At 65.2% G+C, this 15,062-nt stretch carries 14 protein-coding genes; all 14 read left to right on the top strand.

What is annotated here, in order from left to right; translation table 11 throughout:
• A partial coding sequence (locus tag H2040_RS13035; RefSeq protein WP_287157948.1) for a J domain-containing protein occupies nucleotides 1-526 on the top strand: 526 nt, incomplete at its 5' end.
• Between the two features lie 54 nt (nucleotides 527-580).
• Nucleotides 581-916 (top strand): PepSY domain-containing protein, encoded by a 336-nt coding sequence (locus H2040_RS13030; RefSeq protein ID WP_022698692.1) that lies wholly within the window; start codon nucleotides 581-583, stop codon nucleotides 914-916.
• Between the two features lie 3 nt (nucleotides 917-919).
• A complete protein-coding gene (locus H2040_RS13025) occupies nucleotides 920-1,597 on the top strand; it encodes a response regulator transcription factor (RefSeq protein WP_022698693.1) in 678 nt (225 codons plus the stop codon).
• Complete coding sequence (locus H2040_RS13020) at nucleotides 1,594-2,976, top strand: sensor histidine kinase (protein WP_022698694.1); 1,383 nt, start codon at nucleotides 1,594-1,596, stop codon at nucleotides 2,974-2,976. The genes H2040_RS13025 and H2040_RS13020 overlap by 4 nt, the downstream gene beginning before the upstream one ends.
• Nucleotides 2,977-3,067: 91 nt before the next feature.
• Nucleotides 3,068-4,396, top strand: coding sequence for a hypothetical protein (locus tag H2040_RS13015; RefSeq protein WP_287157946.1), 1,329 nt, complete (start codon nucleotides 3,068-3,070; stop codon nucleotides 4,394-4,396).
• Between the two features lie 39 nt (nucleotides 4,397-4,435).
• Nucleotides 4,436-5,077 (top strand): DUF938 domain-containing protein, encoded by a 642-nt coding sequence (locus tag H2040_RS13010; protein ID WP_287157945.1) that lies wholly within the window; start codon nucleotides 4,436-4,438, stop codon nucleotides 5,075-5,077.
• Entirely contained in the window at nucleotides 5,077-5,994 is a 918-nt protein-coding gene (locus tag H2040_RS13005; RefSeq protein WP_287157944.1) for a tetratricopeptide repeat protein, read from the top strand. The genes H2040_RS13010 and H2040_RS13005 overlap by 1 nt, the downstream gene beginning before the upstream one ends.
• Nucleotides 5,991-7,892 carry a heme lyase CcmF/NrfE family subunit gene (locus tag H2040_RS13000; protein ID WP_287157943.1) on the top strand — a complete coding sequence of 634 codons (1,902 nt, stop codon included), beginning with the start codon at nucleotides 5,991-5,993 and terminating at the stop codon, nucleotides 7,890-7,892. The genes H2040_RS13005 and H2040_RS13000 overlap by 4 nt, the downstream gene beginning before the upstream one ends.
• Nucleotides 7,889-8,269, top strand: coding sequence for a cytochrome c-type biogenesis protein (locus tag H2040_RS12995; protein WP_287157942.1), 381 nt, complete (start codon nucleotides 7,889-7,891; stop codon nucleotides 8,267-8,269). Before H2040_RS13000 ends, H2040_RS12995 begins: the two co-directional genes overlap by 4 nt.
• Nucleotides 8,270-8,313: 44 nt before the next feature.
• On the top strand, nucleotides 8,314-9,549 hold the full coding sequence (locus H2040_RS12990) for a bifunctional alpha/beta hydrolase/OsmC family protein (protein ID WP_022698700.1): 1,236 nt from the start codon (nucleotides 8,314-8,316) through the stop codon (nucleotides 9,547-9,549).
• Between the two features lie 131 nt (nucleotides 9,550-9,680).
• The gene (locus tag H2040_RS12985; RefSeq protein ID WP_287157941.1) at nucleotides 9,681-11,207 is read left to right on the top strand and encodes a Do family serine endopeptidase; all 1,527 of its coding nucleotides are present in this window, start codon (nucleotides 9,681-9,683) and stop codon (nucleotides 11,205-11,207) included.
• Between the two features lie 57 nt (nucleotides 11,208-11,264).
• Nucleotides 11,265-11,936: a response regulator transcription factor gene (locus H2040_RS12980; protein ID WP_022698702.1), complete on the top strand. Its 672-nt coding sequence runs from the start codon at nucleotides 11,265-11,267 to the stop codon at nucleotides 11,934-11,936.
• Nucleotides 11,933-13,333: a sensor histidine kinase gene (locus H2040_RS12975; protein WP_022698703.1), complete on the top strand. Its 1,401-nt coding sequence runs from the start codon at nucleotides 11,933-11,935 to the stop codon at nucleotides 13,331-13,333. Before H2040_RS12980 ends, H2040_RS12975 begins: the two co-directional genes overlap by 4 nt.
• 45 nt (nucleotides 13,334-13,378) lie before the next feature.
• Nucleotides 13,379-15,062: [protein-PII] uridylyltransferase family protein (locus H2040_RS12970; RefSeq protein ID WP_502709339.1), on the top strand; the 1,684-nt coding region annotated here is incomplete at its 3' end.

Here is a 15,062-nt window from a genome sequence, read left to right as displayed (position 1 = left end):
GGGAGACGATGTGCGCTACAAGCTGGACGTGGATTTCCTCGACGCGGCCAAGGGCGCGACCAAGAGCGTGACCATGGCGGACGGGAAATCCCTGAATTTGAAAATCCCCGCCGGCATCGAGACCGGAAAGACGCTGCGCCTGAAGGGACAGGGTCATCCGGGGGCGGGCGGCGGTCCGTCCGGCGATGCGCTGGTCGAGGTGCGCGTGAAGGATCATCCCACGTTCACGCGCGAGGGCGATGATATCCGCGTCGAGTTGCCGATTACCTTGAAAGAGGCGGTCGAGGGCGCGAAAGTCGCCACCCCGACGATTGACGGGGCGGTGAACATCACCGTGCCGAAAAACTCCAACACAGGCTCGGTGCTGCGGTTGCGCGGCAAGGGCGTTGAGCGGCAGGGCAAAAGGGGCGATCAGTTTGTACGTCTGAAAGTCGTGCTGCCCGATAATGATCCGGAACTGGCCCGATTCGTGGAAGGCTGGACGCCAAAAGGCGATTACAACCCGAGGAAAGGCATGGCCGGCTGAGGCCTGAACCCTCCGTTCAGCGTTCATTCAGCGGCAAAGGCCGATAACAACCGCATGAAGCTTGTAACCCTCATATCTGCAGCCTTTCTGACGGCGGCGTCCCTATGCGGGACGGCGGCGGCCGGATCGCAGGATATGTACGCCCAGATGCGCAGCACCTGGAGCGCCGATCAGGCGCGGAACGCGCAGGAGGAAGGCCGTGTCCTTCCGGCCAGCCAGATCATCCGTATCGCCCAGGCGCGCCATCGCGGCAGCCAGGTTCTGGATGTTTCGCTCAGCGGCGGACGCACGCCGGTCTATACGGTCATCCTGAAGACACGCGACGGGCGGCGGGTTGATGTTACTCTGGATGCGCGCACCGGGCGTATTCTCTCAGAACGCGGGGCCTGAACGATGCGTGTGCTTGTTGTTGAAGACGATCCGGACCTGTCCCGCCAGCTTGGCCGGGCGCTGGAGGATTCGGGTTACGCCGTGGACCTCGCCGCCGATGGCGAGGACGGGCATTTCCTGGGTGAAACCGAACCCTATGACGCCATCGTTCTGGATCTGGGCCTGCCCAAGATCGACGGTGTGACGGTGCTGGAACGCTGGCGCCGCGAAGGCAAGGCGACGCCGGTGCTGATCCTGACCGCGCGCGACCGCTGGAGCGAGAAGGTGGCCGGGTTCGACGCCGGCGCGGACGATTACCTGACCAAGCCGTTTCATACGGAAGAATTGCTGGCCCGGTTGCGGGCGTTGATCCGCCGTGCGGCGGGCCATGCGACGCCGTTGCTGGAAGTGGGCGACCTGTCGGTGGATACGCGCGCGGCGCGGGCCTATGTGGCGGGCGAGCCGATCCGGCTGACCTCTCACGAATTCAAACTGTTACAGTATCTGGCGCACCATCCGGGCGAAGTGGTTTCGCGCGGCGAGCTGGTCGAGCATATCTACGATCAGGATTTCGACCGCGATTCCAATACGATCGAGGTGTTCGTCGGACGCCTGCGGAAGAAGATCGGCTCTGACCGGATCGAGACCGTGCGCGGCCTTGGCTATCGCCTGGTCGCCTCGGAGGGCGCGGCGACGGCGTGAAGCGCGGCCGCTCGCTTGTCGCGCGGCTGATTGCAGCCGGCGCGCTGTGGGCGGTGGTCTTGCTGATTGCCGGCGCGATTGGCCTGACGGCGTTTTACCGGGCCTCCGTCTATCGCGGGCTGGATGATGACCTGACCGCGGTCATGGATGCGCTGATCGCCTATTCCGAGACCGATGAGGCGGGGGATTTGAGCGTTTCGCGGCGATTTGCCGATCCGCGCTTCGATCAGGTGTTTTCCGGACGCTACTGGCAGATTGCGTCGGCTTCGGGCGAAGGCCTGACGCCTGAAGCGCGCTCGCGCTCGCTCTGGGACGAGTATCTGGACCTGCCTGCCGCGGAGATCGAGCGCGTTCTGGCCACGCCCGGCCAGCATCAGATTATTCAAATCGAGGGGCCCTCGCAGGAACCTCTGCGGGTGATGGCGGAGGCCGTGACCCTTCCGGCCCGCGAAAACGCGCTGGTCTTCATAGCGGCGGCGGACAAGACGGCCGCCGACCGGGCGGTGCGCAATTTCTCCATCGCTTCGGCCTGGATTCTCGCCTCGTTCGGGGCGGCGCTGATCATTGCGTTGATCATACAGGTCCGGGTCGGGCTGGCGCCGCTGTTCCGCATGCGGCAGTCAGTGGCGAAAATCCGCGAGGGCGAGCAGGACCGGCTGGCGGCAGATTATCCCAATGAAATTGCGCCCCTGGCGGAAGAACTCAATTCGCTGATTGCGCACAATCAGGAAGTCGTCGAGCGGGCGCGGACCCATGTCGGCAATCTGGCGCATGCGCTGAAAACGCCCATCGCGGTTCTGTTGAATGAATCGCGCAGCGGGGAGTCCGTGCGCTCCGAAATCGTTCACCGGCAGGCGGACGCCATGTCGCGTCAGGTCGACCATCATCTGCGGCGCGCCCGCGCGGCGGCGCGCGGCCGGGCGGCGGGAGCCGTTCCGATGGAGCCGGTGATTGACGACCTGACCCGCACGATCAGCCGGATCTATGCCGGGCGGGGGGTGAACATCTCAGCCCTGACGGAGGACGGGCTGCGTTTCCGCGGGGAGCGGCAGGATCTGGAAGAGATGATCGGCAATCTGGTGGAGAACGCCGCGAAATGGGCCAAGGGGCAGGTGCGGGTCAAAACATCGGCCATTGATGACCAGATTTTCCTGCTGCAGGTGGACGATGACGGACCGGGCCTGGCGCCCGAGCAACGCGAGGAGGCCCTGAAGCGCGGCGGGCGGCTGGACGAAACGGCCCCGGGGACGGGCTTGGGCCTGGCTATTGTGACCGATCTGGCGCGCGCCTATTCCGGGTCTCTGGAGCTTGAGGAATCGGCGCTGGGCGGGTTGCAGGCGCGGCTTCTTCTGCCGCGCGGCGGCGTAAAAGCCTATTAACGAAAACCGTATAGAAAAACAGGCCTTTGATAGATATTCGAGTTGAAGCGGTCTGTTTATGGGTTCGCCGTCGCCCCGCGAAAAACAGCTTATGGCGTTTCTTGGAACCTTGCCTGCCGACATGGCGGGCAAGCTGTACGAGGCGTGCGACGCCGCGCGGCAAAACGGCGACGATTCCCTGCCTTTCGACCTGATTTGCGATGCGCTGCAACCGGCCGAGCCGGATTTGTCCGAGCATATCCTGTTCGGGCCTGCCGCGCCGCTGGTGACCGAAGACGCCGGCGCGCCGGCGGCGGGCGCCATCCTGAAATCCTCTCTGGAGCCGTTCGAGGCGTTTGCCCGTTCGGCCGCCGGGGCCATCGTTTCCGACCTTGAGTCCGGCGCGCGTTCGCGGATTGCCGGGCGCGGCGTTCTGGGCGCGGCCCTTGTCGAGGTTTTCGATGCGAAAATGGAGGACCAGGAAGGCAGAAACGCCTTTATCAAAACGTTTGGCGGCGAACGCGGCGCGGCCGATGCGCGCAAGATGATCACCTTGCTCTGCGCCGAGCCTGAACTTTCCGAAAACCTCTACGACCTGCCGGACTACATCAAGGACATTGATGACGACATGCTGGCGGCGCTGCGCGCCTGTCACGAGGCCGTGGTCGCGAAGGAGCCGCGCGCGGAGCTTCTGCTGATGTTCCTGCTCATGGAGCGGCTGGACCAGCACTGGATGATCCTGCGCGTGGCCAAGGTCATTTCAAACAAGCAGGACGATTTGCTGTTCAGCCGCACGGAGTTTTCCGTGATCGGGGAAATGCTGCTGGACGAGGCGGCGGAAGCCGTTCGGCGGTTGCAACTGGATTCCCGGACGGCCGTGGAGCCTGACAAGGTTATCGGCGCGCTGGACGGATTTGCCGCCATTACCCAGGGCATGACGCGTGAGCTGGGCATCCGCAAGGACGGCGAATGGGGCAAACGGCTGCATAAAATCCGCCACGACGCAGCTTCCAATATGGAGGATATGTGCCGGGAAACGCCCGATGCGATCGACAAGGCTCTGCCCCTGCGCCGGGTGAAGCTGGACGGCAATATTCCAGCCAACCGGCCCGATACTTCCCGTAAACCCAAACCGGAAATCGCCGAACGCGCGGTGGCGCTGTGCGATGTGCTGCGCCGGTGCCGCAGTCACGCCAATGCGGCGGCCTTTGCTTCCGCGCGCGTCAGGATGTTCGAAGAGGCGGAAAAGCGCCTGGACGATTACAGCGCCAGCCTGATTGACGTGATCCATGAGGCGGGCGCCGAGGAGATGCAGAACCTGAAACCGTGGATTGCGCTGACGGGCCGTGCGATCCTGGCCTTGTCGGGCGAGGATTCTCACGCGGTGTTCCAGCGCCGGGCCTCGGCCGCTGCGGGCAAATCGTCGCAAGACGCAGCCTGAGCATTTTCCCGCCGCCGAAAGCGGGATACATCCACCCGCATGGCTGAAAACACCAAGCCGATAGCTTTGGAAGACCGGGGCGAGACGGGCGAGAAACTGTTCTCCCCCAGCGCCGGGCGCAACAAGGACGTGATCGCGGAGACGCTGGGCGAGCGTCTGGCCAGATCTTCCCGGATTCTGGAAATCGGATCGGGGACCGGCGAACACGCCGAGGCGGTCTGTCTGAAGCGCCCCGATCTCCGCTGGACGCCCAGCGATCCGGATGCGCGTTCCCGGGCGTCCATCGCGGCGCGCTCCCAGGAAATCGATAATCTGGCCCCGCCGCTGGCCCTGGATCTTCTGGATCAGGGCTGGATGGGGGCGGCGCCGGAATGCGATGCGCTGGTCTGTATCAATGTCATTCATATTTCCCCGCTCGATGTGACCCGCGCGCTGGCCGGTTTCGCGGCGTCGCGCCTGCCCGGGGATGGCTGCGTCATTCTCTATGGGCCTTTCCTGGAGGGCGCGCTTTCCGCGCCTTCAAACCTGACCTTCCGCGACGATCTGCAACGCCGTGATCCGCAATGGGGCGTTCGGGAGCTGGACGACGTCAAAGCCGTGTTCGCCGGAAAGGGATGGCGGCTGGATGAACGGATCACGATGCCGGCAAATAACCTTACGCTGGTCTTCAAGCCGGACTGATGGCGCTGTTCTGGGTCATTTCATTGCTGGGCGCGGCCCTTGCCGGGCTGGCCTTCATCGCCCCGCTGGGACGCCGGCGGGGCGTTATGCCTGTTGCCCTCGCCATTGCCGGGGTCGTGGCGCTGGCGGTTCTGATTTACCTGCCAGGCGGCCGCCCCGGCATGGAGGGCGCGCCGTTCGCCGCCGCGCAAGCCGAGCGCGCCAGCCAGAACCCCGAAGAAATGACTGATGAGGAGCGTTTCAAGCGTCTCGAGGACATGGTTGCCGAAACGCCTGAAGATCCGGCGGCGCTGCGTTTCTATGCGCGCGAGCTGTTGCGGCGGGAGCGGGCGCTTGAAGCGGTTGAAACCTATCGCGAGCTGGCGGGAATAGAGCCGACCGCCGCCAATTTCACCGAGATGGGCGAAGCGATCATCGTTCTCAACGAGGGGCAGTTGACCCCCGAGGCGCGCGCGGCGTTCCGCAGAGCGCTGACGCTGGACCCGCAAAGCCTCTCCGCCGCCTTTTATCTCGCCGCCGCCGATTATGACGAGACGCCCAATGCCGAGACCGCTCTGGCGCTGGCTGAAACACCGGCCCGCGCGGCCGCGGACGATCCGCGAGGCGCGCAACTGGCCGCCGCCGCGGCAGCCCGGCTGACGCAACCGCGCATGGGGCCGCAAACCGGGGACGGCGCGCCGCCGCCTTCTGTCGAGGCAATGGTAGGCCGGCTGAAGACGCGCGCAGAGGCCAACCCCGGCGATATCGGACTGTGGCTGTCGCTGGCGCGCGTGCAGAGCGTCACCGGGAACCGGGATGCGGCGCTCGAGGCGTTAGATGAGGCCCGGATGCGGTTCGGCGACCGGTCCGGAGCGGCGCAGACAATAGAGGCTGTCCGCGCGCAGATTGAGCGCGCGCCAGCGGAGAACGCCCGATGATTGCGGAGATCGGCCGGTTCGCCCTTTCCCTCGCCCTGGCGCTGGTGCTGGCGCAAATGCTGTGCGCGCTGATCGGCACACGCCGTGACACCGCAATCTGGGAGGCGCTTTCACGCCGCGCGGTCGCGTTGGTTTTCGTATCTCTGGCTGCGTCTTTCGCCTGCCTCATCACAGTTTTCGTGCAGTCCGACTTCTCGGTCGAGAACGTCTTCATGAACAGCCATTCGGCCAAGCCGCTGGGCTACAAGATCGCCGGCGCCTGGGGCAGTCATGAAGGCTCCATGGTGATGTGGTGCGCCGGGCTGGCCGGTTATTCGGCGGCGCTGGCGCATTTCTATCGGGGACCGCTGGCCACGCGGGCCTTGATTGCGGCGGGCGGCGTGCTGGTCCTGTTTCTGGTCTTCACGATTTTTGCGTCCAATCCGTTTGACCGGATGTCGCCGGTTCCGCTGGAGGGGCGGGGACTCAATCCGCTATTGCAGGACCCGGCGCTGGCGGCGCATCCGCCGCTTCTCTATCTGGGCCTCACCGGCTTGCTGGCGCCCTTTGCGCTGTCCGTGGCGGCGCTCTGGCGCGGCCGGTCGGGCAAGGAATGGGCGCAGGCGGCGCGGCCCTGGACGCTGGCAGCGTTCACCGCGCTGACCGTCGGAATCACGCTGGGCTCCTACTGGGCGTATTACGAGCTGGGCTGGGGCGGCTGGTGGTTCTGGGATCCGGTCGAGAACGCCTCCCTGATGCCGTGGCTGCTGACCGCCGCGCTGTTGCATTCCCTGGTGGTGTCGGCAGGCCGTAATGCGCTCACCGGATGGAGCCTGTTCCTGAGCATCAGCGCATTTTCGCTGGCCATGCTGGGCCTGTTCCTGACCCGGTCGGGCGTGCTCACATCGGTTCACGCATTTGCGCTGGATCCCCGCCGCGGCGTCCTGTTGCTGAGTATTCTTGCGGTTGCAGGCGGCGGCGCGCTGGCCCTGTTCGCGCTGCGCGCGCCGAATATTTTCAAGGAAAAGGTAAAGTTTGACCCGGTCAGCCGGGAAGGCGCCCTGATCCTGAACAATGCTCTGCTGACCATGGCGGCGGCGATCGTGCTGCTGGGCACGCTGTATCCGCTGATCCTGCGCACCGCGTCCGGGGACGACGTGGCGGTCGGCGGGCCGTATTTCGAATTGACGGTGGGGCCGGTCATGGCGCTGGCCCTGCTGATCCTGCCCGTTGCGCCGTTCCTGCGCTGGCGTCGGGGCGGGTGGCGCGAGGCGCGCCGCCGGTTGCTTTATGGCGCGATTGGCGCATTGGCGGCGCTGGCGGGGATTATCCTGATTGCGCGCGATGCGCCCCTTGGCGCGGCGGTGACCGCGGCGCTGGCCATATGGGTGATGGCCGGCGCGCTGAGTGATTTTGCCACGCAACGGCGGCAACCCGGAACGCTGGGCCGGGGACTGGCGCATTTCGGCGTCGGCCTGTTCCTGCTGGGGGCGGCGGGCGATACCGGGTTTTCGATAGAGCGTTCCACGGCGCTGACGCGCGGGGAGAGTTTTGAGGCTGCGGGCCGCACCGTGACGCTGGAGACCGTGCGGCGCGCGGATGGCGCGAACTATCTGGCCGACGAGGGCGTGCTGACGGTCACAGGCGCTGGCCGGCAGTTCCAGATGACGCCCGAGCGGCGATACTTCCCGACCGCCGACCAGACAACGACCGAAGTGGCGCTGCGGCGCAGCCTTCTGGGAGATTATTACGTCGCGCTCGGCCAGGCGCGTGAACGCGAGAATGGCGAGATCGCCTGGGTGATACGCGCCTCCAATCATCCGTTGGTCTGGATGGTCTTTGCCGGAGCCTTTCTGACCGCCACCGGCGGGCTGGTCTCCACCGGATCGCATATCCGGCGTCGGAGGCGGCCCTCATGATTGCCGTTCTGGCCGCCATCCTGCTGGCTTCGACCCCGGCGCTCAGTGAGACGGAACAGGAGCGCGCCAACGCCCTGATGGACGAAATCCGCTGTGTGGTGTGCGAGGGGCAGCCGATATCCGAATCCAATGCCGGTCTTGCTCAGGACATGCGCGTAAAAGTGACCGAACTGGTCGGCGAGGGGCGCAGCGACGCCGAGGTGCGCGACTGGATCGCGGACCGCTACGGGGAAAGCGCCTTGTTACGTCCCCGGGCGCGCGGCGCGGGCTGGTTCCTGTGGGTCACGCCGCTGCTGCTGGCGGCCGCGGCCCTGTTCTTTGTGCTGCGCCTCATGCGCGTTGACCGCAATGTGAACAGGCCTGACCCCGACGCGTGAGAATTTCCTGTTACAAGGCGTCCTGAAGGAACTGAGGACAGGTCATGGCGAATTCCAGGAAAGTTGAATTTACCGGCGCGCTGGGCGAAACGCTGGCCGCGCGTCTGGACTTCCCGGAAGACGGTCTTATCCGCGGCTACGCCATTTTCGCCCATTGCTTTTCCTGCTCCAAAAATGTCCGCGCGGCGCATTTTGTCTCACAGGCGCTGGCTGATCGCGGGGTGGCGGTCCTGCGGTTCGATTTCACGGGGCTGGGCCAGTCAGAGGGCGACTTCGCCAACACGAATTTTTCCTCCAATGTCGAAGATCTGGAGAAGGCCGCGGCGTGGCTGACGGAGAATGAGGGCGCGCCGTCCTTGCTGGTGGGGCACAGCCTTGGCGGTACGGCCTGCCTGGTCGCCGCCAGCCGTATCGAGAGCGTCCGGGCCGTCGCCACGATTGGTTCTCCCGCCGATGCCGCGCATGTGGTTCACAGTTTCGCCGACCAGGTGGACATGATCGAGCAGGACGGGATCGCGAAAGTTTCTCTGGCGGGGCGGCCCTTCCAGATCAAGAAGCAGTTCCTGGAGGATATTGGCGGCCAGAACGTGGAGACGGCGGTCTCCAAACTGCGGGTCGCGCTTTTGTTCTGTCATTCGCCGCTGGATGAACAGGTCAGCATCGATAACGCGTCGCGGCTGTTTGCCGCCGCGCGCCACCCGAAAAGTTTCCTCAGCCTGGACAACGCCGATCACCTGCTGACCGGGGAGGCGGACGCGGAATACGCGGCGGGCGTGATCGCCGCCTGGGCCGCGCGCTTCGATCTGAACGCCGATCTGGAGGCCGAGATCGCCGAGGCGGAAGAGGGGCCGGAGCGGGTGCTTGCCGAGGAAACGGGGAAAGGGAAATTCCAGACCCGCATCACGGCCGGTAAACATGAATTCCTGGCCGACGAGCCGGAACGGATTGGCGGGCTGGATTCAGGCCCCGACCCCTATGAACTGCTGGTGTCCGCGCTGGGCGCCTGCACGTCCATGACGGTCCGGATGTATGCGGAGCGAAAGGAATGGCCGTTGAAATCGGTTTCCGTGTCCCTGCATCACCAGAAAGACTACGCCGATGACTGTGACGGTTGTGTTCAGGGCGAACCGCGAAAGCTGGATATCATCACCCGGGAATTGCATCTCGAAGGTGATCTGAGCGCTGAGCAGCGTGAGAAACTTCTTGAAATCGCTGACAAATGTCCGGTTCACCGGACGTTGAACTCACCGGTGATAATCCGCACAAGGCTGGCGACTTGAAACATCGTCTTGCCTTACTGATTTGTAAGCTACCGGAAAGATGACTGAAATCCGTTGTGTTCCAACGTCACCGGCAACTCGGGGGGCGTGTGCACGTCTAGTAATTCCGACGAAGGGATCGAATATCCAGAATGTTTAGAAGCAAGAATTTCCGCCGCATGCAGACCGCCGGCGTCTCCGCCGCCGCCATCGCTCTGGCCGCTTTTGGCGGCGCCGCGATCGCCAGCGCGCAGAATACGGATTCGGCCCCGGCGCTGAGCGGGACGATGCAGAACGGCGCGCCGTTCAGCTTCGCCGACCTGATCGAACAGGTCAGCCCGGCCGTCGTCTCGATCGAGGTCGAGGCGGAAGTCGAAAACCCGTTCGCCAATCCCGATTTCGACCTTGAAGCCCTGCCGCCCGGTTTCCGCGAGTTCTTTGAAGAATTCCGCCGCCGCACGCCGGACAGCGATGAAGAGACCCGCCGCGCCCGCGGCGCGGGTTCCGGTTTCTTCATTTCGGCCGATGGTCTGCTGGTGACCAATTATCATGTGGTTTCAGAGGCGGACGACATCACGGTCAGCCTGAAGGATGGCCGTGAATTCCCGGCCGAAGTGGTCGGACTGGACCAGCCGACGGACCTTGCCGTCCTGCGCGTCGAGGGCAGCGATTTCCCGCATGTCGCCTTTGACCAGGATCCGAACCTGCGCGTGGGCGACTGGGTTGTCGCCATGGGTAATCCGTTCGGTCTGGGCGGCACCGCGACGGCGGGCATCGTTTCCGCTTCGGGCCGCGAGATCGGCGGGGCCTATAACGGCTTCATCCAGATTGATGCGCCGATCAACCGGGGTAATTCCGGCGGGCCGCTGTTCAATATCGATGGCCGCGTCGTGGGCGTGAACTCGCAGATCTTCTCCCCGACCGGGGGCAATATCGGCATCGGTTTCGCGATCCCCTCCAGCGCCGCCAGCAATATTGTCGACCAGCTGGTGCAGGAAGGCCGCGTGGTTCGCGGCTGGCTGGGCGTGACCATCCAGAATCTGGCCGAGGACGTGCCCGAGGCGCTGGGCCTGGACGATGACGAAGGCGCTATCGTGACCGACGTCGTCAATGGCAGCCCGGCGGAGAAGGCCGGCATCCAGTCTGGCGATGTCGTTCTGGAAATGAACGGCGAGAAGGTTGAGAGCAGCGTCGACCTGACGCGCCGCGTCGGCAATCTGGCCGTGGACGAGCGCGCCACCTTCCGCGTTCTGCGCGATGGCCGCGAACGCACGATCCGCGTGGAAATCGGCGAACGTCCCGATGCGGATACGCTGGCCGAGCTGAGCCAGGGTCCGCAGCAGGAAGACAGCGCCCCGTCAGAGGACGGCGAAGCGGAAATCCTGGGCGTCACCCTGACCGAGCTGGACACGGAAACGCGCGAAGCGCTGGGTCTGGACAGCAATATCCGCGGCGTCGCCGTGGCCAATGTCGGCGGCGGCAGCGAGGCGGCCGAAAAGGGCCTGCGCCGCGGCGAAGTGATCCTGGAGGTCAATGGCAACGCCGTGAACGGCGCCAGCGACTTCACGCAGGCGATTGAAGAGGCCCGCGCCAATAACCGTTCGGCGGTTCTGGTGCGCGTGCTCAATCCGCAGGGACGGCGCTACATCGCCCTGTCCGTGGCGGACGAGGACGAATAACCGCAGCTCGGGGGACGGCGGACAAATCGCCGTCCCTCATTTTTCCGGGGAGGATTTATGCGCATTCTGGTGATCGAGGACGATCATGTCGCCGCGAGCTATGTCCTGAAAGGACTGGGCGAGAGCGGCCATATTGCGGATCACGCCCCGGATGGCGAGACCGGGCTGAACATGGCGCGCGACGGACGTTACGACGTTCTGGTCGTGGACCGGATGCTGCCCGCGATGGACGGGCTGAAGGTTATCGAGACCCTGCGAATGGAAGGCGACCAGACTCCGGTTCTGGTGCTGTCCGCGCTCAGCGAGATTGACCAGCGTGTCGAGGGCCTGCGCGCCGGCGGCGACGATTACCTGACCAAGCCCTACGCCTTTGCCGAGCTTCTGGCCCGGGTGGAGGCGCTGGTGCGCCGCCGCGATCCCGGCGCGGTGCAGACCCGGCTGCAAGTTGGCGATCTGGAAATGGACCTTCTGGCCCGCACCGTGACGCGCGGCGGCGAGGAAATCCTGCTTCAGCCGCGCGAATTCCGCCTTCTGGAATTTCTCATGAAACACGCCGGACAGGTGGTCACCCGCACCATGCTTCTGGAGAAGGTCTGGGATTATCATTTCGACCCCCAGACCAATGTGATCGACGTCCACGTCTCCCGCCTGCGCGGCAAGATCGACAAGCCCTATGACCGGTCCATGCTCCATACGGTCCGGGGCGCGGGATACCGGCTGCAGGCATGACGCAGCGTCGCGCGTTTCTACGCACGACGACCTTCCGCATCACCCTGCTGGCCGCGGGTCTTTTTGCGGTCTTCGTCTCCATCATCCTCGCCTATGTCTATTCGGCGACGGCGGGCGCCATGGCGCGCCAGGATTCGCGCGCCATCGAGACGCAGGCCGAAGACATGGTGCGCGCCTACCGGCGTTCCGGCCTGAACGGTCTGAACCGCATCGTGGTGGAGCGCAGCGTTGGCGCGTCCGAAGACCTCTATTTGCTGACCCGGCCCAACGGGCAGCGCATTTCCGGCAATCTCAGCGCCCTGCCGGAGGACCGGCCGGACGACGACAGCCAGTTCGGCTTTACCTACCAATATCCCACTGAAGACGATGAAACCGTCGAGCGCCGGGCCAAGGGGCGCATGGTGCGCCTTTTGGGCGGCTATCAGATTCTTGTCGGCCGCGATGTCGAGGAAAACGCCCGCTATGTGCGCCGCGTCACTGACGCCATCTGGACGGGGTCGGCGCTGGTTCTGGCGTTTGGCGTCCTTCTGGGCGGCTTTGTCAGCCGCCGTTTCGCCCAGCGGCTGGACGACCTGAACACGGTCGCGCGCGAGGTTACGGCCGGAAACCTCACCGCCCGCGCGCCCCGCAATCACTCCGGCGACGAACTGGATGAGCTGTCCGCCAATCTCAATGAAATGCTCGACCGGATCGAACGGCTGACCACCGGCCTGCGTCATGCCGGCGACTCCATTGCGCATGACCTTCGCTCGCCCCTGACCCGGTTGCGCAACCGCATGGAGGACAGCCTGCGGGAGGCGGAGCGGGGAGCCGATTGCCAGGAAGCCCTGCAACAGGCGCTGGATGACGCGGACGGCCTGCTGAACACGTTTGCTTCAGTCCTGAAAATTGCGCGGCTGGAAGCGGGGGAACGGCGGGAGCAGCTCTCCATCATCGATCCGCAGCAAATCATCGAGGACCTGGCCGAGCTTTATGAGCCGGTGGCCGAGGATTCCGGTCTGTCCTTCACCTCCGACATGGAGGAGGGGCTGACAATCCGCGCCGATCGCGGCCTGCTCTCGCAGGCGCTGGCCAACCTCCTCGACAACGCCATCAAGTATGCGCCGGAAGGCGAGGCCATCGCGCTTCGCCTGCGCAAGGCCAGCGACGGCCGCGCGGAGATTTCGGTGACCGATACCGGGCCGGGCATACCCGCCGATGCGCGGGAGCGCGTGAAGAAGCGTTTCGTGCGACTGGATGAATCGCGAAGCGCGCAAGGTTCGGGGCTCGGCCTCAGCCTGGTGCAGGCGGTGGCCGACATTCACGGGGCGGAGTTCACCCTGGAAGACGGGCCGGGGTCCTCGACACTGGAAGCGCCGGGACTGCGCGCCGTGCTGACCTTTCCCCGCGCGCGCTAGACAATCCCCCTTGCGTCCTGCGCGCCGTCCGCCACCCTTGGGCGTATGACGCATGCGCCTCTCCACAGCCTGATCGCCGCCGCGCCCGAGCCGCATGATGCAGGGTTCGCCGACGATCTGCTTGGCGAACTCCCCATTGAAATTCCGGACGGCGCGGAAGACCTGCTGCGCGGCGTCTTTGGCTGTTCCCCGTATCTTGCGCGCATTTGCCGGACGGACCCGCAGCTCCTTGCCGACGTTCTGGAGCGCGCGCCGCAGGAATCCCTGGACGCGGCCCTGACTGCTTTCGCGCGCGCCGGGCGGATCGCCGAAGATGAGGACGCGCTGAACAGGGATCTGCGCGCCGCAAAGCGGCGTCTGCACCTGCTCGTCGCCCTCTCCGATATTGGCGGAATCTGGGATCTGGACGCCGTCAGCCGCGCGATGAGCGATGGCGCGGATGCAGCCATTCAGGCTGCGTTCCTGGCGCATGCGCGATTCATGGCGGAACGCGGACGCATTGCGGAAGACGCCGTGACGGATGAAGGGCTGGCGGGATTGTTCATTGTGGCGCTGGGCAAGCTCGGCTCCCGCGAACTCAATATTTCCAGCGATGTGGACCTGGCCGTATTCTTCGACCGCCAGCGCCTGCTGGATCTGGGTGTCGAGGAGCCGGGCCGGCTCTGCACCCGCCTGACCCGCCGCGCCGTGGGCGCGCTGGATGAACAGACGGCGGACGGCTATGTGGCGCGCGTCGATCTGCGCTTGCGGCCGGACCCGGCCTCGACCCCGCTGGCGCTGTCCGTTGAAGCGGCGGCCAATTACTACGAATCCTTTGCCCAGACCTGGGAGCGCGCGGCCTGGATCAAGGCGCGCGCCTGCGCCGGGGACACCGTGACGGGGCAGGAATTCATGCGCCGCATGTTTCCCTTCGTCTGGCGGCGCTCGATGGATTACGGCGCGGTCGAGGAAATCGAAAACCTGATGCGCCAGATCGAGGCGGCGGCCGGGCGGCATGATGAACCGGCTGGATTTGACCTGAAGCGCGGCCCGGGCGGCATCCGGCAAATCGAGTTTTTCGCCCAGACCCAGCAATTGCTGCATGGCGGACGCGACGCCTCGCTGCGAACCCGCGCGACCTTGCCGGCGCTTGCCGCGCTGCGGGCGCGTGGCGATGTGGACGCCCGGACCGAAACGCATCTTCGTGAAATCTATGAGGCGCTGCGCATCACGGAAAACCGGCTGCAGATTATTGAAGACCAGCAAACCCATGACGCGCCGGAAGATGATGACCGCCGCCGCCGTCTGGCGCGGTTGTGCGGCCGTGAATCGCTGGCGTCGTTCGATGCCTGGCTGGCCGGGGATACGGCGGCCGCGCGCGAGATTTGCGAAGGCCTGTTTGAACCGGTGGAGCGCGACCCGCGGGAGGCGGACCTGATTTTCGACGGGCCGGACCCGGCCGACGCCACGGCCAAACGCCTGAAAGAACTGGGGTTCAACAACCCCGAACAGGTCTGGGAGACCGTACGCGGCTGGCTGATCGGAAAGCCGCGCGCCACCCGGTCGGAACGCGCCCGCCGGATCATGCGGGGGCTGGCCCCGCGCATCGTTCTGGCGGTCGCGGAGACCGGCCACCCCAATACGGCGTTCCTGCGGTTCTCGGAGTTTCTCAACGGCTTGCCCGCCGCCGTGAACATCCTGTCGATGTTTGAGCGGGAGCCGAAATTGCTCACCGACATCGTGGATGCTC

Origin of the sequence: Euryhalocaulis sp. (assembly GCF_013911995.1) — a bacterium.
Classification (GTDB): domain Bacteria; phylum Pseudomonadota; class Alphaproteobacteria; order Caulobacterales; family Maricaulaceae; genus Euryhalocaulis; species Euryhalocaulis caribicus.
This window is presented reverse-complemented; position numbering and strand designations above follow the sequence as displayed.